Below are 16,460 nucleotides of genomic sequence, written 5' to 3' on the forward strand. Positions count from 1 at the left end.
GCGACGCCCCTTGAACACCCCCTTGGGCGGACCGGTGGCTTTCATGGCCTTGGCGGCGTCGGTCGTCGCCGTGCGGCGGGCCCGGGGGCGGGTGCGGGGAGGGGGCTGGTGGGTTTCCGGGGGTGGGGAAATGTGGCTGGGGCTTACGGGGCGGAAGGGGGTGGGGGCGGGGGAAATTGGGGGAAGAGGTGGATTATTGGAGTAAACCGGCAGTGCCGGTTAAGCGTCGGGGTCTGGCAATTGTCGTGCATTTCAGCTTATGGAGTGAAACATTATGTCAGCTCATCAGGCTTAGTGTGGTCGGCTGATTACTGCTAGTTATCGTCGCTTCAATGTGACCAATCCGTAGCCGTTCGCCATGGGGACAGGCCCGATCAGTGCGGGCATCATGCCTATCGTGAGCGAGGGAAGCGTCGCCGACGCCAAAATTGGGGTAAGGCTCGCGTCGAGACTTCCGGCACGGACGGATGACTCCGACCTTAGGGAACTGACGAGCCTCGCCGTGCAGGGAGATCGCAGTGCGATCGAATCCCTGCTCGGGGAGTTGCGTCCCATGGTGGTGCGGTATTGCCGCGCCAGGCTGGGCAGGGTTTCAGGGCAATATCACATTGCCGATGACGTAGCCCAGGAGGTGTGCATCGCGGTGTTGTCCGCGCTGCCGCGATACCGGGACATGGGGCGGCCTTTCGCGTCCTTCGTGTTCGGGATCGCCTCGCACAAGGTGGCCGACGCGCTGCGCAGTTCGGTGCGCTCGGCCGTGCCCACCCAGGATCTGCCCGACGGGCCCGACGACGGCCCGGGGCCCGAGGAGACGGTGGTCCGCTACATCGAGGTCGAGCACGCGCGCAGGCTGCTGGCCAGGCTGCCCGACAACCAGCGGGAGTTGCTGCTGTTGCGGGTGGTGTCGGGGCTGTCTGCCGAGGAGACCGGTAATGTACTCGGCATGTCACCAGGTGCGGTCCGCGTAGCCCAGCATCGGGCGCTGGCCAGGTTGCGGCAGATGGCCGAGCTGGAGTCGGCTTGACGCCGGAGGACGAGCTCCATGCGCTTCTCGAGGCCGACGACCTGCTCAAGACCGACGAACTGCTCGACGCGGTCGCGCGGGGCCGGGCGCGGGACTCGTCCGACCCTGCGGTGCGGTTGCTGGGCGCGCTACTGGACGATGTCTCGGAGGAAGTCGATCAGCGGCGCTCCTCCGTGTCGATGACGCCGTCGACATAGCCTCGGGCGTACTCCCAGCTGACGTAGTCGGCGGGGTCGGGGTGGAAGGCCGGCTCGTGCACCTGGGGCTGGCCTTTCTCGATCATCTGGCGAAGGTTGCCGCGCAGCAGCTCCCAGTCGAAGAAGTGCTGCTCGCCGCACTCGGGGCAGTCGAGCACGAGGCCCAGCACCCCCTGCGGTTCGAGCAGGGAGCGAAAGACCTCGACGTCTGCCAGGTCGGTGATGGCCTCGTCGCGCTCGGCCGCGGTGAGTGGCTCGGCGTCGTCGAGAGCGCCCATCGCCGAGGACGGGTCGTTCGGGTCGTCCGCGAACGGGTCGCGGGGGACGTCTTCCAGCACCTTCCCACCATATGACCGAAGCGGCCCCGGCGGAGAGTATTAGCTGAGCCATCCCCGTCTGGCGGCCTCCACGCCGGCGTGGAAGCGCGACTGCGCGCCCAGCTCGGCCATGGCGTCGGCGAACCTCGCCCGCACCGTACGGACCGAGACGCCGAGCTGGCGGGCGATGGAGTCGTCGCACACGCCCTGCGCGGCCAGGCGGAGCACCTGGACCATCCCGTCGCCCCTGCGTCCCCAGGGCAGCGGCACGGCGCGGCCCCAGAGCTCCTGGAACAGCGAGCGCAGCATGCCGACGACGATCGGCGTGCGCACCAGGTAGAAGTTGTAGGCGTGGTCGGGCAGGTTGCCGCCCCACAGGGCGGGCAGGCCGGCGACCTCGGGCCCGGCCGTCATGAACCAGCTCGGCACCCGGTCGAGCGTGCGCACCTTGCCGCCGGTGTCGAGGAGCCGGGTGAGCTGATCGCGTACGCCCGGCAGGCTCAGCGTGGAGACCGGAATGATCGCCTGAACGGTAAGAAGTTGCCGTTTTTGCGCATCAATCCATGGGTCCGCAAATTTACGAACAAAATCTGCCATTGTGCGCTCGTCCGGGATTGCGGTCAACAACTCCATGGGCGGCGATTGCACGGCTATGCCGACGACACTCTCGTAGAGGACGTCCGCGCCGTTCACCATCTCCACCGGGAATGTGCCGCTCTGATAATCGCGGCCGGCGTCGTAGTCGTGGATCAGGCCGCGGATGGAGCCGAGCGCGGAGTCGATCCTGCGGCTCTCCTCGGCCAGCCGGTCGAGCCGCTCGGCGATGACCCGGCCGAGCGCCGCCGCCGGGTGCCTGGCCAGGTACTCGCCGGACTGCTCGTCGACCACCCCCAGCCTGACCAGGTCGTCGAGCTGGCGGCCGACCTTCTCGACGGGGCCGTCCATGGCCTGGGCGAGGTCGGTGCGCGTCGCCCTGTGCAGGCGTAGCAGCGCCGTGTAAAGGGCGGTCTGCGCCGGGTCGAGGCCCAGCGTCTCGAAGGGCTCTGCGACGCGCCTGGGCTGATTACGCATTATGGGCGGCTCCGTCGGGGGGACACGGGCGTGCCGCGAGGATAACCCCGTACCGCCTGCGTGTCCGGGGCTTGCCGCGGAATCGTCGGCGGAACGTGCAACTTCGTGCAATTGCACGTTTTCACATTGCGTCGTGCCGTTGAGTGACGCAGGCTTTACCTAGCGTCGGCACCCTGAAGCGGGGCCTTGCGGCAGCCGCCATCAGGACGCGGAGGGGGGTTCGGTGGCGTGAACACGCCGCCAGGCCTGGGTGCCGGTGGCCGGGGGATGGGACGGATCACCGACCGTCCCATCCCCCTGCACTTTGCGCGTTCCGGACGGCGAGGCCGGGCGCACGACGGGGCGTGGGGCCGTCGTGCTCCCGGCTTCGTTGCGTTTTGGAGGCAGGCCCTAGACTTAGGTCAATCAGCGCAGAGGTCAGGAGGGGGCCGAGGCATGTCCAAGTTCACCGAGATGGGTTTGACCTTCGACGACGTGCTGCTGGTGCCCGGCTACTCCGATCTCCAACCAGGTGAGGCCGACACCAGATCCCGTCTGTCACGGGACATCACGCTGTCCATCCCGCTCGTCTCCGCGGCCATGGACACCGTCACCGAGGCCCGCATGGCGGTCGCCATGGCGCGCCAGGGCGGCATCGGCATCCTCCACCGCAACCTGTCGGTCGAGGAGCAGGCCCAGCAGGTCGACCTGGTCAAGCGGTCCGAGGCCGGAATGGTGACCAACCCGGTGACCTGCAGCCCCGACGACACGCTGGCCGACGTCGAGCGGCTGTGCGCGACGTACCGGATCTCCGGCGTGCCGGTGACGGACGTGGCGGGCACGCTGGTCGGCATCGTGACCAACCGCGACATGCGCTTCGAGACCGACCAGAGCCGTCCGGTGCGCGAGGTCATGACGAAGATGCCGCTGGTCACCGCGCCGGTGGGGGTCTCGCGCGACGACGCGTTCGCGCTGCTGCGGCAGAACAAGATCGAGAAGCTGCCCCTCGTCGACCCCGACGGCAGGCTGCGCGGCCTGATCACGGTGAAGGACTTCACCAAGAGCGAGCAGTACCCGCTGTCCACCAAGGACGCCGACGGCCGCCTGCTGGTCGGCGCGGCCATCGGCGTCGGCGGCGACGCCGAGCTGCGGGCCAAGGCGCTGATCGAGGCCGGGGTCGACGTCGTCGTCGTCGACGTGGCCCACGGTCACTCCAAGGGGCTGGCCGACATGATCGCCAAGCTCAAGGCCAACAGCAAGGTCCAGGTCATCGGCGGCAACATCGCGACCAGGGCGGGCGCCCAGATGCTGGTCGACGCGGGCGCCGACGCGGTCAAGGTCGGCGTCGGCCCCGGCTCCATCTGCACCACCCGCGTGGTGGCCGGCGTGGGCGCGCCGCAGGTCACGGCCATCCACGAGGCGTCCAAGGCGTGCGCACCGGCCGGGGTGCCGGTGATCGGCGACGGCGGCCTCCAGTACTCCGGCGACATCGTCAAGGCCATCGCGGCCGGCGCCGACACGGTCATGCTGGGCTCGCTGCTCGCCGGCTGCGAGGAGTCGCCGGGCGAGCTGATCTTCATCAACGGCAAGCAGTTCAAGTCGTACCGGGGCATGGGGTCGCTCGGCGCGGTGCGCAACCGCGAGCGCGGCGGCACCTCCTTCAGCAAGGACCGCTACGCGCAGGCCGACGTCGGCGGCGACGACAAGTACATCCCCGAGGGCATCGAGGGGCAGGTGCCCTACCGCGGGCCGGTCGCGGCCGTCGCCCACCAGCTCATCGGCGGTCTGCGCCAGGGCATGTGGTACGCCGGCTGCCGCACGATCGAGCAGATGCACACCGACTGCGAGCTCATGCCGATCACGGCAGCGGGCCTCAAGGAGAGCCACCCCCACGACATCCAGATGACCGTGGAAGCTCCGAACTATCACAGAAGGTAAGTTCATGACTCAGCAGGTGGAGATCGGCCGGGGCAAGACCGGGCGGAGGGCGTACGCGCTCGACGAGATCGGGCTCGTGCCCTCGCGACGCACCCGTGACCCGGAAGAGGTGTCGATCGCCTGGCAGATCGACGCCTACCGGTTCGAGCTGCCCGTCGTCGTCGCCCCCATGGACAGCGTGGTCTCGCCCGCCACCGCGATCGAGATCGGCCGGCTCGGCGGCCTGGCCCCCCTCGACCTCGAAGGGCTCTGGACGCGCTACGAAGACCCGTCCCCGCTGCTGGAGGAGTGCGCCGCCCTCGACGCCGCGGCCGCGACCCGGCGGCTCCAGGAGATCTACGACGCGCCGATCAAGGAGGAGCTGATCGGGCGCCGGATCGAGGAGATCCGGGCGTCCGGGGTGACGACGGCCGTCCGGCTTTCGCCGCAGCGCACGGTCCAGTACCACAAGGCCGTGATCGACGCCGGCGTGGACATCTTCGTCATCCGCGGCACCACCGTCTCGGCCGAGCACGTCTCTGGCCGCGCCGAGCCGCTCAACCTCAAGCAGTTCATCTACGAGCTCGACGTGCCGGTCATCGTCGGCGGCTGCGCCACCTACACCGCGGCGCTGCACCTGATGCGCACGGGCGCGGCGGGCGTGCTGGTCGGCTTCGGCGGCGGCGCCTCGCACACCACCCGCAACGTGCTCGGCGTGGCCGTGCCGATGGCCACCGCGATCTCCGACGTGGCCGCGGCGCGCCGCGACTACATGGACGAGTCCGGTGGCCGGTACGTGCACGTGATCGCCGACGGCGGCATGGGCACCTCGGGCGACATCGCCAAGGCCATCGCCTGCGGGGCCGACGCCGTCATGGTGGGCTCGCCGCTGGCCAGGGCGTCCGAGGCCCCCGGCCACGGCTTCCACTGGGGCTCCGAGGCCCACCACCCCGACCTGCCGCGCGGCCGTCGCGTGGAGTTCGGCACGGTCGGGACGCTGGAGCAGATCCTGCACGGCCCCTCCAGCGTGGCCGACGGCTCGATGAACCTGATGGGCGCGCTCAAGCGCACGATGGCCTCCACCGGCTACTCCGACATCAAGGAGTTCCAGCGGGTCGAGGTCGTGGTCGCGCCGATCCAGCGCTGAGGCGGCGGCTGAGCGACGTCTACAACGGCTCCCGGGGGTTGCGACCTCCGGGAGCCGACTGCTCTCCGGGGGCCTCACCGGCCCGCCGGAGCCGACTGCTTTCCGGGGTCCCCACCGGCCCGCCGTGTCGAATCGGGACACCGCCGTTCGTGTAGGACGTGCAAGGTGACACGCGTGTCGGCGAGGTGGTTTGCAGGATGTCCGATCAGGTAGAACGGGCCTTCCGGGAGGAGTACGGCCGGGCGGTGGCGGTGCTCGTCCGCGTGTTCGGTGACATCGACGTCGCCGAGGAGGCCGTGCAGGAGGCGTTCGCGATCGCGCTGCGGCAGTGGCCGCAGGCCGGTCCGCCGCCGAGCCCGGCCGGCTGGATCATCACGACCGCCAGGAACCGGGCCGTCGACCGGCTGCGCAGGGAGTCGGGCCGCCACGACAAGTACGTGCAGGCGGCGCTGCTGCACGCCAGGGACGAGCCCGTCGAGGAGGGGCCCGTACGGGACGAGCGGCTGCGCCTGATCTTCACCTGCTGCCATCCGGCGCTCGCCCCGCACGCGCGGGTGGCGCTCACGCTGCGGCTGCTCGGCGGGCTGACCACGGCCGAGATCGCGCACGCGTTCCTGGTGCCGGAGGCGACCATGGCCCAGCGGCTGGTCAGGGCCAAGAGCAGGATCCGGCAGGCGGGGATCCCGTACCGGGTGCCGGCGGCGGCGGACCTGCCGGACCGGTTGCGCGCGGTGCTGGCGGTGATCTACCTGATCTTCAACGAGGGTTACGCGGCCAGTTCGGGCGAGCGGCTGGTGCGCGAGGACCTGTGCGCGGAGGCCGTCCGGCTCGGCCGCCTGCTCGCCGAGCTGATGCCGGACGAGCCCGAGGTGTGGGGCCTGCTGGCGCTGATGCTGCTGGTCCAGGCACGCCGGGCGGCGCGCACCGCGGGCGGCGGCGAGCTGGTGCCGCTGCCCGAGCAGGACCGCGCCCTGTGGGACCGCGCGCTGGTCGAGGAGGGGCAGGCGATCGTGCGGCGCTGCCTGCGGTGGGGGCGGCCGGGGCCCTACCAGGTGCAGGCCGCGATCAACGCCGTGCACGGCGACGCGGCGAGCGCGGGGGAGACCGACTGGCGGCAGATCGTCCAGCTCTACGACCTGCTGCTGGCGTTCACGCCGGGGCCGGTCGTGGCGTTGCACCGCGCGGTGGCGGTGGCCGAGGCGGAGGGCCCCGAGGCGGGGCTGGCGCTGGTGGAGGGGCTGGAGGTGACAGGCTATTACCTGTTCCACGCCGTACGGGCCGACCTGCTGCGGCGGCTGGGACGCGACGAGGAGGCGGCGCGGGCGTACGGCGAGGCCATCGCCCGTGCGGGCAACGAGGTCGAGCGGGAGTTCCTGCGGCGCAGACGCGCGACGTTGAGGGGGACGTGAGATGGACCGGGTGTGCGTGGTCACGGGGGCCAACCGGGGGATCGGGCTGGAGGTGGCCAGGCAGCTCGCGGCGGCGGGCGACACGGTGGTGCTGACCGCCAGGGACGAGCGCAAGGCCGTCGAGGCGGCGGCGGGGATCGGCGGCGAGGTGCTGGCGCGGCGGCTCGACGTCGCCGACGAGCGGTCGGCGGCCGATCTGGCGCGGGAGCTGGAGAAGAGCCACGGGCGGGTCGACGTGCTGGTCAACAACGCCGCCATCCACTACGACACCTGGCAGCGGGCCTGCGACGCGGACCTGGGCGTGGTGTCGGAGGCGCTGGAGACGAACCTGCTGGGCGCCTGGCGGGTCACGCTCGCGCTGCTGCCGCTGTTGCGCGGCAGCGCGCACGGCCGGATCGTCAACGTCTCCAGCGAGATCGGCTCGCTGGCCTCGATGGGCGGCGGCACGCCCGCGTACACGGTGTCGAAGACGGCGCTGAACGCGCTGACCAGGATGCTCGCGGCCGAGCTGCGCGGGGACGGCATCCTGGTCAACGCCGTCTGCCCGGGGTGGGTGGCGACCGACATGGGCGGTCCCGGCGGGCGGCCGGTCGCCGAGGGCGCGCGGAGCGTGGTGTGGGCCGCGGACCTGCCCGACGACGGCCCGACCGGCGGCTTCTTCCGCGACGGCCTGCCGTTGCCGTGGTGACCGGCGGCTTCTTCCGCGACGGCCTGCCGTTGCCGTGGTGACGGGCGTCGGCTCGTAGGGCAGGCCGTATCCTGCCGTAGCATGGCCGATCTCGTGCACACCCACGTCCTCGACATCGACGGCGACGTCGTCACCAAGCGCTACGTCGACGGCAAGGAGGGCGCGGCCGAGCGCGAGTGGCGGGCGCTCACCCTGCTGGCCGAGCACGCCCCGGGCCTGACCCCGCGGCCGATCGCCTTCGAGGACGGCGTCGTCCGGATGACCAGGATCGACGGCGTGCCCCTGCGCGGCCTGGCGGCCGGGGAGGCGCCGCTGACCGCCATGGCCGAGGCGCTCACGCAGCTGTACGAGGCCGTCCCGCCCGGCGTGCTGGCGGCCGTCCCGGTACGCCCCTGGCAGGTCGAGGCGGTCACCGGCCAGGTCATGGAATGGCTGGCCGCCTGGCGGCCGCGCGGTCCGGAGGCCGACCGCGCGGCCGAGGAGGGCCTGCGCTGGCTGGCGGGCTGGCGGCCGGGGGAGTCGGGCGTACGTCCGGCGTTCGGGGCGGGCGACGGCAACCTGGCGAACTTCCTGTGGGACGGCGTCCGCGTGCGCATCGTCGACTTCGAGGACTCCGGGCGCAGCGACCTGGCCTTCGAGCTGGCCGAGCTGTCCGAGCACGTCTCCATGTGGGTGGACGGCGAGGTGGAGATCGCCGACCGGTTCGAGCTGAGCGGCCCGCAGGCGCGCCGGCTGCGCGACTGCCGCAGGCTGCAGAGCCTGGTCTGGCTGTTCCTGCTCTCGCACGACAGCCCGCGCAATCCGCCCGGCACCTTCGATCGTCAGGTCGACAGGGTGCTGCGATCATTGGGGGCATGAGACTGGCGCAGGAGGCCGACAGGGCCGCCGTCGAGCAACTCGTCCATGACGCCTACCAGCCATGGGCCGAGATCATCGGCACCCGGCCGCTGCCCATGGAGGCCGACTACGCGGCCCTCATCGCCGCGGGCCGGGTGCACGTCACCGACGGCCTCGAAGGGCTGGTCGTGCTCATCCCCGAGGAGGGCGCGCTGCTGGTGGACAACGTGGCGGTGCGGCCCGACCTGCACGGCAGGGGCATCGGCCGGGGCCTGCTGGCCTACGCCGAGCGGGAGGCCGCCCGGCTCGGCCTGCCCGCCCTGCGCCTCTACACCAACGTCAAGATGGCCTCGAACATCGCGCTGTACACCTCGCTCGGCTACGCCGAGATCGGCCGGGCCGACCTCGACGGCCGGTCGGCCGTGGTGATGCGCAAGGAGCTCAGCCGGTGAGCACGCCCAGCAGGTGACTCACCTCGCGGGCCACGGCGTCGCGGCCCGCGTTGAGGTATTTGCGGGAGTCGACCACCCGCTCGTCGTGGGCCAGGTAGTCGCGGACGGCCCGGGTGAACGCCTTGTTCAGGTGGGTGGCGATGTTGATCTTCTTCATGCCGTTGGCCACCGCCTCGCGCAGCACGTCGTCGGGCACGCCGGACGAGCCGTGCAGCACCAGCGGCACCGGCACCGCCGCCCGCAGCTCGGCGATGAGCTCCAGGTCGAGCACGGCGTCCTTGGTGGTCATGGCGTGCGAGGTGCCGACGGCCACGGCGAGCGCGTCGACGCCGGTCCTGGCGACGTAGTCGACCGCCTCGTGGGGCTTGGTGCGGGCGCCGGGCGCGTGCACGCCGTCCTTGCCGCCGACCTCGCCGAGCTCGGCCTCCACCCAGACGCCGCGCTCGTGGCACCAGGCCGCCACCTCGGCCGTGGCCGCCACGTTCTCCTCGTCGGGCAGGGCGGAGGCGTCGTACATCACCGAGCCGAGGCCCAGCGTCACCGCCTCCTCCACCAGCGCGCGGTCGGTGGCGTGGTCGAGGTGGACCGCGACCGGCACGTCCGCGCGGCGCGCGACGGCCAGCGCGGCCAGCGCGACGGGTTCGAGCGCGCCGTGGTAGCGCACGCAGTTCTCGCTGATCTGCAGCACGACCGGCAGGCCGAGCGCCTCGGCGCCGGCCACGATCGCGGTGGCGTGCTCCAACTGGATCACGTTGAACGCGCCCACCCCTGCGGGGGACTGCCGGACGATGTCGCCGATTCCGGCGAGGGCCATGACGAGCTCCTTACGTGATGACGATCTGGGGGTGTATGTCGGCGTAGACCTCGCCGTCGAAGTCACCGGCGACCGGCGCGGCCACGGCGGCCGCGCCCAGCGCCGCCGCCCGCCGCAGCCGGTCGGGCCACGGGGAGCCCTCGACCAGGCCCAGCGCGAGCCCCGCCACCAGCGAGTCGCCGGCCCCGGTCGGGTTTCCCCGCACGGTGTAGGGCATCCGCGCCCGGAAGGTGCCCTCGCCCGTCACGGCGAGCAGCCCGCCGGCGCCCATGGAGACGACCACGGCCTCGGCCCCCCGCTCGCGCAGCGCCTGGGCGCCCTCCTCGGGGGTGCCGCCGGGAACCGCCCTGGCCAGCTCCTCGGCGTTGGGCTTGACGACGGCCGGACGGCCCTCCGGCGCGTGCCGCAGCGGGTCGCCGTCTGCGTCGACGATGGCCGGCACGCCCGCGCGGGCGGCGACGGCGGCCAGCGTCGCGTAGAAGTCGGCGGGGACGCCGCGCGGCAGGCTGCCGGAGACCACCACCGCGTCGGCCCCGGCCAGCAGCGACCTGTAGTGCTCCACGAACGCGGCCAGCTCGGCCGCGCTCACCTCGGGGCCGGGCTCGTTGAACAGCGTGGCCCCGCCCGGCTCGGAGACCACCAGCGTGGTGCGGGACTCGGCGGCGATGCCGGTCAGCGCGGCGGGCAGCCCCGCGGCTTGCAGGTCGTGCTCGATCGCGCGACCCGTGGGCCCGCCCGCCAGCCCCGTGACCAGGACCTCCTGGCCGAGGGCGGCCAGCACGCGGGCCACGTTGACGCCCTTGCCGCCGGCCCGCCGGTGGACGGCGCCGACCCGGTTGACGCCGTCCCAGGCGACGGACGGGACCTCGTAGGTCACGTCGAGCGCGGCGTTGAGCGTCACGGTGATGATCATCAGGGCTCCGTGATCCAGTCGCCGTTCTTCATCACGCCGTCGACCTCCAGCTCGCCGGAGAGCACCACCAGGTCGGCCGCCTTGCCGACGGCGATCGAACCGATCTCCTCGGCCAGGCCGAGCACCCTGGCGGGGGTCAGCGAGGCCACCTGGACCGCGTCGGGCAGCGACATGCCGAGCTCGCGCACGCCGCGGCGGAAGGCGGCGTCCATGGTGAGGGTGGAGCCCGCGATCGAGCCGCCCTCGACCAGCCTGGCCACGCCGTCGGTCACGCGCACCCGCATGGGGCCGAGCACGTAGTCGCCGTCGCCGAGGCCGGTGGCCGCCATCGCGTCGGTGATCAGCACCGTCCGGCCGGGCCCGGCCACCTCGTAGGCCAGGCGCAACATCGCCGCGTGCACGTGGACGCCGTCGTTGACCAGCTCGACCGTGACGCGCTCGTCCTCCAGCAGGGCCGCGATCGGGCCGGGCGCGCGATGGCCGAGCTGCGGCATCGCGTTGTACAGGTGGGTGGCGACGGTGGCGCCCGCCTCGATGGCGGCGATCGCCTGGTCGTAGTCGGCGTCGCTGTGGCCGAGCGCCGCGATCAGGCCCTCGCCGACGGCCGTGCGGATCGTGTCCAGGCCGCCGGGCAGCTCGGCGGCGACGGTGACCATGCGCGCGTGCCCGCGCGCGGCCTTGACCAGCCCCGACAGCTCCTGCGGCGACGGCTCGCGCAGCAGGGCGGGGTTGTGCGCGCCGCAGCGGGCCTTGGCGATGTACGGCCCCTCGAAGTGGATGCCCGCCAGCAGCCCCTCCTCGCACAGCTCGGCCAGCGAGGAGGCGGCCCTGGACAGCTCGTCGAGCGCGTCGGTAACGAGGCTGGCCATCATCGTGGTCGTGCCGTGCCGCCGGTGCAGGGCCACGGCGTCGCGGGCCTTGTCCTGGTCGCCGGTGGGGAACGACCCGCCCGCGCCGCCGTGGTTGTGGATGTCGACGAAGCCGGGGACGACGTGCCGCCCCCCGAGGCTCAGGCCGGGGCTGGGGGCCGATCCGTGGCCGACATGCGTGATGCGGCCGTCTTCGATGGTCAGCCACCCTTCGTGCACCCCTTCGGGGGTCACGATCCGGGCGTCGGCGAGAGTAAGGCTCATGAAGAAAGGATCACAGATCGCGTGAGGTGCATGGGCTCGTCGGGGTTCAGCCCGCGGGCGAAGGCCCGCGCGACCGCCACCCGCTGGGCGCGCACCAGCTCGGCCATGGGGTCGAGGCCGCTCTCGAAGAACGTGCCGCCGGTCGCCTCGACCTGCTCGCGCAGGCCCTCGGGGGCGGTGCCGAGCATCCAGGTGACGCGGCCGGGGCCCGCGATGCTGATCGGGCCGTGCCGGTACTCCATCGCCGGGTACGCCTCCGTCCACGACCGGGACGCCTCGCGCATCTTGAGTGCGGCCTCCTGGGCCAGGCCGACCGACCAGCCGCTGCCGAGGAAGCTGAACTGCTCGGCCTCGACGAGCCCGGCGGGCAGCGGCTCGGCCAGGGCCCGCTCGGCGTCGGCGATCGCGCCGGTCAGGTCCTCGCCGAGGCTGGCGCGGAGCATGGCGAGCTGGGTGGTGGCGAAGCGGGTCTGCACGACGGAGCTCTCGTCGGCGTAGTCGAGCACGATGACCTCGTCGGCGGCCGTCATGACCGGCGTCTTCGGGTCGGCGGTGATGGCCGTCGTGCGGGCGCTCGTCCTGGACAGCAGCTCCAGCACCTCGGTCGTGGTGCCGGACCGGGTCAGCGCGAGCACCCTGTCGTAGGAGCGGCCGACCGGCGCCTCGGACGCGGCGAACGCGTCGGTCTCGCCCAGCCCGGCCCGCTCGCGCAGCGTGGCGTAGGCCATCGCGATGAACCAGGACGTGCCGCAGCCGACGACGGCCACCCGCTCGCCGGGCTCGGGCAGCGCGCCAGTAGGCACGTCGGCCACCGCGCGGCGCCAGCAGGACGGCTGGGACTCGATCTCGGCTTCGGTATGGGTGGTCACCGCGTTCCTCCCCGTTGGTGTTTGTTTCTGCCTTTTTTATACAGTAAAAGCGCAGTTTTGTGCAGTGGTCGCCCTCACCTGCCTGCCTGTGCCACGCTTGATCCCGTCCGGATCTCATTGGAGGCTTCGTGTCCCGCTACGATCGCTGGAACGCCATCCTGGAGCTGCTCGCCCAGGAGGGCAGGCTGTCGGTGGAGGAGGCCGCCCAGGCGCTCGACGTCTCGACCGCCACGATCCGGCGTGACTTCGACCAGCTCGCCCAGCAGCAGATGCTCATGCGCACGCGCGGCGGAGCCGTCGCCCAGAGCGTCAGCTACGACCTGCCGCTGCGCTACAAGACGGCCAGGCACGCCGACGAGAAGCACCGCATAGCGGCCGCGGCGGCCGACCTGGTGAGCGCGGGCGCCGTGGTCGGGCTCAACGGCGGCACCACCACCTCCGAGCTGGCCCGCACCCTCGCCACGCTGTCCACGCTGGAGAGCGGGTTCACGATCGTCACCAATGCCCTGAACATCGCCGCCGAGCTGACCGTGCGGCAGCACGTCAAGATCGTGGTCACCGGCGGGGTGGCCAGGCAGCAGTCGTATGAGCTGATCGGGCCGCTGGCCTCGGGCGTGCTCGAACAGGTCACCCTCGATGTGGCCTTCCTCGGCGTCGACGCGATCGACGTCGAGCTGGGCGCCTCGGCCCACCACGAGGGCGAGGCCAGCGTGAACAACCTGCTGATCAGCCGGGCCGCCCAGGTCGTGGTGGTGGCCGACTCCTCCAAGGTGGGCCGGCGGGCCTTCTCCCGCATCTGCCCGATCGAGCAGATCGACACGCTGGTCACCGACGAGCGGCTCTCCGACGAGCTCACCGGCCGGCTCACCGACGCGGGCGTCAAGGTCGTACGCGCCTGAGCCGTCCCTTGCGTTACATGGAACCGGGCGTACGGGTAGGTACTGACCGCAGTCGACGCAAGGGGAGACGATGACGGCGGGTAGGAGCGTGGCCCGGCTCGGGCCCACCGAGCGCGCGGCGGCGCTGGCGGAGATGTCCGCCCAGGAGTTCGACGTGGTCGTGGTCGGCGGCGGCGTGGTGGGGGCGGGCACCGCGCTCGACGCCGCCACCCGGGGCCTCGACGTGGCCCTGCTGGAGGCCCGCGACTTCGCCTCGGGCACCTCGTCGCGCTCGTCCAAGCTCATCCACGGTGGCCTGCGCTACCTGGAGCAGCTCAACTTCGACCTGGTGCGCGAGGCGCTGCAGGAGCGGGCGCTGCTGCTCCAGCGCCTGGCGCCGCACCTCGTCCGGCCGGTGCCGTTCCTGTTCCCGATGACCCATTTCGGGTGGGAACGCGGCTACGTGGGCGCCGGCGTGGCGCTCTACGACACGCTCGGCTTCGCCTCCGGCCTCACCCGCGGGGTGCCGGGGCATCGGCATCTGTCCAGGTCACGAGCGTTGCGGCTGGCCCCGGCGCTGAAGAAGAGCGCACTCACCGGCGCCGTCCAGTACTGGGACGCCCAGGTCGACGACGCCCGATACGTGATGACCATGCTGCGCACCGCCGCCACGTACGGCGCCCGGATCGCGCCGCGCGCCCAGGTGGTCGGGTTCCTGCGGGAGGGCGAGCGGGTCACCGGCGTGCGGGCGCGCGACCTGGAGACCGGCGCCGAGTTCGACGTACGCGCCCAGCAGGTCGTCAACGCCACGGGCGTGTGGACCGACGACATCCAGGAGCTGGTCGGCGGGCGCGGCCAGATCCACGTACGGGCCTCCAAGGGCATCCACCTGCTGGTGCCGCGCGACCGCATCCACTCCCGCACCGGCATCATCCTGCGCACGGAGAAGTCGGTGCTGTTCGTGATCCCGTGGGGCCGCCACTGGATCATCGGCACCACCGATACCGAGTGGACGCTCGACAAGGGCCATCCGGCCGCCTCCCGGGCCGACATCGACTACCTGCTCGACCACGTCAACGCCGTGTTGTCGGTGCCGCTGACCCGCGACGACGTCGAGGGCGTCTACGCCGGGCTGCGCCCGCTGCTGTCGGGGGAGTCCGACGAGACGTCGAAGTTGTCGCGCGAGCACGTCGTGGCGCATCCGGTGCCGGGGCTGGTGATGATCGCCGGCGGGAAGTACACGACGTACCGGGTCATGGCCCGCGACGCGGTGGACGCGGTGGCGCACGGGCTCGACCAGCGGGTGCCGCGCTCGTGCACCGACCGCATCCCGCTGGCCGGGGCCGAGGGCTACCAGGCGCTGTGGAACTCCCGCTACCGCCTCGCCCACACCTCGGGCCTGCACGTCGCCCGGATCGAGCACCTGCTCCAGCGCTACGGCTCGCTCATCGACGAGGTGCTCCAGCTGATCGAGGGCGATCCGTCGCTGGGCCGGCCGCTGGCCGGGGCCGACGACTACCTGCGGGCCGAGATCGTCTACGCCGCCACCCACGAGGGCGCCAGGCACCTCAACGACGTGCTGACCAGGCGCACGCACATCTCCATCGAGACCTTCCACCGCGGCCTGGCCGTGGCGCAGGAGGCCGCCGAGCTGCTGGCCGGGCCGCTCGGCTGGGACGCCGAGCAGGTGAAGCGCGAGGTGGAGTACTACACCAAGCGCGTCGAGGCCGAGCGGCGCTCCCAGGAGCAGGACTCCGACCAGGAGGCCGACGCCATCCGGCTGGGCGCCCCCGAGATCGTGCCCGTGGTCGCGCCGGAGCGCGGGTGACCGGCGGACCGGTCACCCGCCCTCAGGGGGGTCAGCGCAGCGGGATCCAGGCCTGACGGGCCAGCGTCGTGGCGTCGTTGACCTGGAGGCCGTCCCAGGACAGCGTCCAGAGGGCGTCGCCGATGACGATCGAGCGCTGGATGCCGGGCTGGTAGGTGTAGTCCTTGTCCTGGTGGGTGGGGTGCTTGATCATGCCGAGCCTCTTCACGGCCGAGTCGTCGATCTTCAGCACGAGCGCGCCCGACTCCTTGGGGGTCATCAGCGGGAGCACCGACAGGCCGGTCTTCGGCCAGTACAGGAACGCGTGCGGGTCCCACTCGGCCTCGGAGCCCGACTCCTTCTGGAAGAGCTGCGACAGCCTGCGCGGGGCGGCCGGGTCGCTGACGTCGAACAGCGAGACCTGCGTGCCGAGCGTCCTGCCCTTGTCGCTGGCCTCCTGGCCGATGCCGATCAGCCGGCCGTCCGCGCCGGGGTGCAGGTAGGCCGAGTAGCCGGTGATCTTCAGCTCGCCGGTCACCTTGGGGGCGGCCGGGTCGCGCAGGTCGAGCGTGTAGAGGGGGTCCACCTGCTTGAACGTCACGACGTAGCCCACCGGGCCGATGAACCGGACCGAGTAGATGCGCTCGCCCTTCCCGAGGCCGCCGACCTCGCCGGTCTTGGCCATGGTGGCGGCGTCGAGCACGTACACGCTGCTGGCGCTGTTGCCGCCGTCGGTGGCGGTGAGGGTGGTGGCGACGCGGAGGTGGCCCTCGTACTCCGACAGCGAGTACTGGTTCAGCAGGCGGCCGGGGACCTTGCCGGAGGCCACGTACGAGGGGGCGCCGGCGGCGCTGATGTCGAACCGGTGGACCTCGGTCTCCTCGGGCGGAGCCGTGGGGGTGGGCTCGGGCACGGGCTCGGAGGTGGCGGGCGTGGCCGGGGCGCTGCTCGTCACGGCCGGGTCGCTCGGGGTGGGCTCGACGGCCGGGGCGGCGCCGTCGGTGGCCG

Annotated in this window: 17 protein-coding genes; 10 read left to right on the forward strand and 7 right to left on the reverse strand. The window is 72.1% G+C overall.

What is annotated here, in order from left to right; translation table 11 throughout:
* Positions 1 to 388: 388 nt before the first annotated feature.
* Both ACWCSD_RS02005 and ACWCSD_RS02010 read left to right on the forward strand, forming a co-directional pair.
* Positions 389 to 1,024: a sigma-70 family RNA polymerase sigma factor gene (locus ACWCSD_RS02005; protein ID WP_090930520.1), complete on the forward strand. Its 636-nt coding sequence runs from the start codon at positions 389 to 391 to the stop codon at positions 1,022 to 1,024.
* The gene (locus ACWCSD_RS02010; RefSeq protein WP_358282178.1) at positions 1,021 to 1,221 is read left to right on the forward strand and encodes a hypothetical protein; all 201 of its coding nucleotides are present in this window, start codon (positions 1,021 to 1,023) and stop codon (positions 1,219 to 1,221) included. Before ACWCSD_RS02005 ends, ACWCSD_RS02010 begins: the two co-directional genes overlap by 4 nt.
* Here ACWCSD_RS02010 and ACWCSD_RS02015 read toward each other — a convergent pair.
* On the reverse strand, positions 1,182 to 1,559 hold the full coding sequence (locus tag ACWCSD_RS02015; protein WP_090930411.1) for a DUF5319 domain-containing protein: 378 nt from the start codon (positions 1,557 to 1,559) through the stop codon (positions 1,182 to 1,184). The two genes, ACWCSD_RS02010 and ACWCSD_RS02015, sit on opposite strands and share 40 nt — an antisense overlap.
* A gap of 39 nt (positions 1,560 to 1,598) precedes the next feature.
* The gene (locus ACWCSD_RS02020) at positions 1,599 to 2,609 is read right to left on the reverse strand and encodes a helix-turn-helix transcriptional regulator (protein ID WP_358282180.1); all 1,011 of its coding nucleotides are present in this window, start codon (positions 2,607 to 2,609) and stop codon (positions 1,599 to 1,601) included.
* 435 nt (positions 2,610 to 3,044) lie between these two features.
* Between ACWCSD_RS02020 and guaB the strand changes: the two genes are divergently transcribed.
* From guaB to ACWCSD_RS02050, 6 genes are all read left to right on the forward strand, one after another.
* Positions 3,045 to 4,526: an IMP dehydrogenase gene (guaB, locus tag ACWCSD_RS02025; protein ID WP_387669222.1), complete on the forward strand. Its 1,482-nt coding sequence runs from the start codon at positions 3,045 to 3,047 to the stop codon at positions 4,524 to 4,526.
* 4 nt (positions 4,527 to 4,530) lie between these two features.
* The gene (locus tag ACWCSD_RS02030) at positions 4,531 to 5,652 is read left to right on the forward strand and encodes a GuaB3 family IMP dehydrogenase-related protein (protein ID WP_352362831.1); all 1,122 of its coding nucleotides are present in this window, start codon (positions 4,531 to 4,533) and stop codon (positions 5,650 to 5,652) included.
* 197 nt (positions 5,653 to 5,849) lie between these two features.
* Complete coding sequence (locus ACWCSD_RS02035) at positions 5,850 to 7,061, forward strand: RNA polymerase sigma factor (RefSeq protein ID WP_449912479.1); 1,212 nt, start codon at positions 5,850 to 5,852, stop codon at positions 7,059 to 7,061.
* Between the two features lies 1 nt (position 7,062).
* Entirely contained in the window at positions 7,063 to 7,749 is a 687-nt protein-coding gene (locus ACWCSD_RS02040; RefSeq protein ID WP_449912481.1) for an SDR family oxidoreductase, read from the forward strand.
* A gap of 81 nt (positions 7,750 to 7,830) precedes the next feature.
* Complete coding sequence (locus ACWCSD_RS02045) at positions 7,831 to 8,607, forward strand: phosphotransferase family protein (protein WP_387669217.1); 777 nt, start codon at positions 7,831 to 7,833, stop codon at positions 8,605 to 8,607.
* Positions 8,604 to 9,038 carry a GNAT family N-acetyltransferase gene (locus ACWCSD_RS02050; protein ID WP_358282190.1) on the forward strand — a complete coding sequence of 145 codons (435 nt, stop codon included), beginning with the start codon at positions 8,604 to 8,606 and terminating at the stop codon, positions 9,036 to 9,038. Before ACWCSD_RS02045 ends, ACWCSD_RS02050 begins: the two co-directional genes overlap by 4 nt.
* Here the strand turns inward: ACWCSD_RS02050 and ACWCSD_RS02055 are convergent.
* From ACWCSD_RS02055 to ACWCSD_RS02070, 4 genes are read right to left on the reverse strand one after another with little or no spacing between them, the layout of a single operon-like run.
* Positions 9,028 to 9,852, reverse strand: a complete 825-nt coding sequence (locus tag ACWCSD_RS02055) for a ketose-bisphosphate aldolase (protein WP_397165104.1) — start codon at positions 9,850 to 9,852, stop codon at positions 9,028 to 9,030. The two genes, ACWCSD_RS02050 and ACWCSD_RS02055, sit on opposite strands and share 11 nt — an antisense overlap.
* A 10-nt stretch (positions 9,853 to 9,862) precedes the next feature.
* A complete protein-coding gene (locus tag ACWCSD_RS02060) occupies positions 9,863 to 10,765 on the reverse strand; it encodes a 1-phosphofructokinase family hexose kinase (RefSeq protein ID WP_449912485.1) in 903 nt (300 codons plus the stop codon).
* The gene (gene nagA / locus ACWCSD_RS02065; protein ID WP_352362820.1) at positions 10,765 to 11,898 is read right to left on the reverse strand and encodes an N-acetylglucosamine-6-phosphate deacetylase; all 1,134 of its coding nucleotides are present in this window, start codon (positions 11,896 to 11,898) and stop codon (positions 10,765 to 10,767) included. Before nagA ends, ACWCSD_RS02060 begins: the two co-directional genes overlap by 1 nt.
* On the reverse strand, positions 11,895 to 12,767 hold the full coding sequence (locus ACWCSD_RS02070; RefSeq protein WP_449912487.1) for an SIS domain-containing protein: 873 nt from the start codon (positions 12,765 to 12,767) through the stop codon (positions 11,895 to 11,897). The genes nagA and ACWCSD_RS02070 overlap by 4 nt, the downstream gene beginning before the upstream one ends.
* 128 nt (positions 12,768 to 12,895) lie before the next feature.
* Here ACWCSD_RS02070 and ACWCSD_RS02075 point away from each other — a divergent pair, with 128 nt between their 5' ends.
* Both ACWCSD_RS02075 and ACWCSD_RS02080 read left to right on the forward strand, forming a co-directional pair.
* Positions 12,896 to 13,666, forward strand: coding sequence for a DeoR/GlpR family DNA-binding transcription regulator (locus ACWCSD_RS02075; protein ID WP_358282199.1), 771 nt, complete (start codon positions 12,896 to 12,898; stop codon positions 13,664 to 13,666).
* Positions 13,667 to 13,736: 70 nt separating this feature from the next.
* Positions 13,737 to 15,473 (forward strand): glycerol-3-phosphate dehydrogenase/oxidase, encoded by a 1,737-nt coding sequence (locus ACWCSD_RS02080; RefSeq protein WP_397165112.1) that lies wholly within the window; start codon positions 13,737 to 13,739, stop codon positions 15,471 to 15,473.
* A gap of 31 nt (positions 15,474 to 15,504) precedes the next feature.
* On the opposite strand, the gene ACWCSD_RS02085 is transcribed toward ACWCSD_RS02080, so the two are convergent.
* Positions 15,505 to 16,460: beta-propeller domain-containing protein (locus ACWCSD_RS02085; protein WP_449912490.1), on the reverse strand; the 956-nt coding region annotated here is incomplete at its 5' end.

Source organism: Nonomuraea sp. NPDC001684 (genome assembly GCF_053596515.1).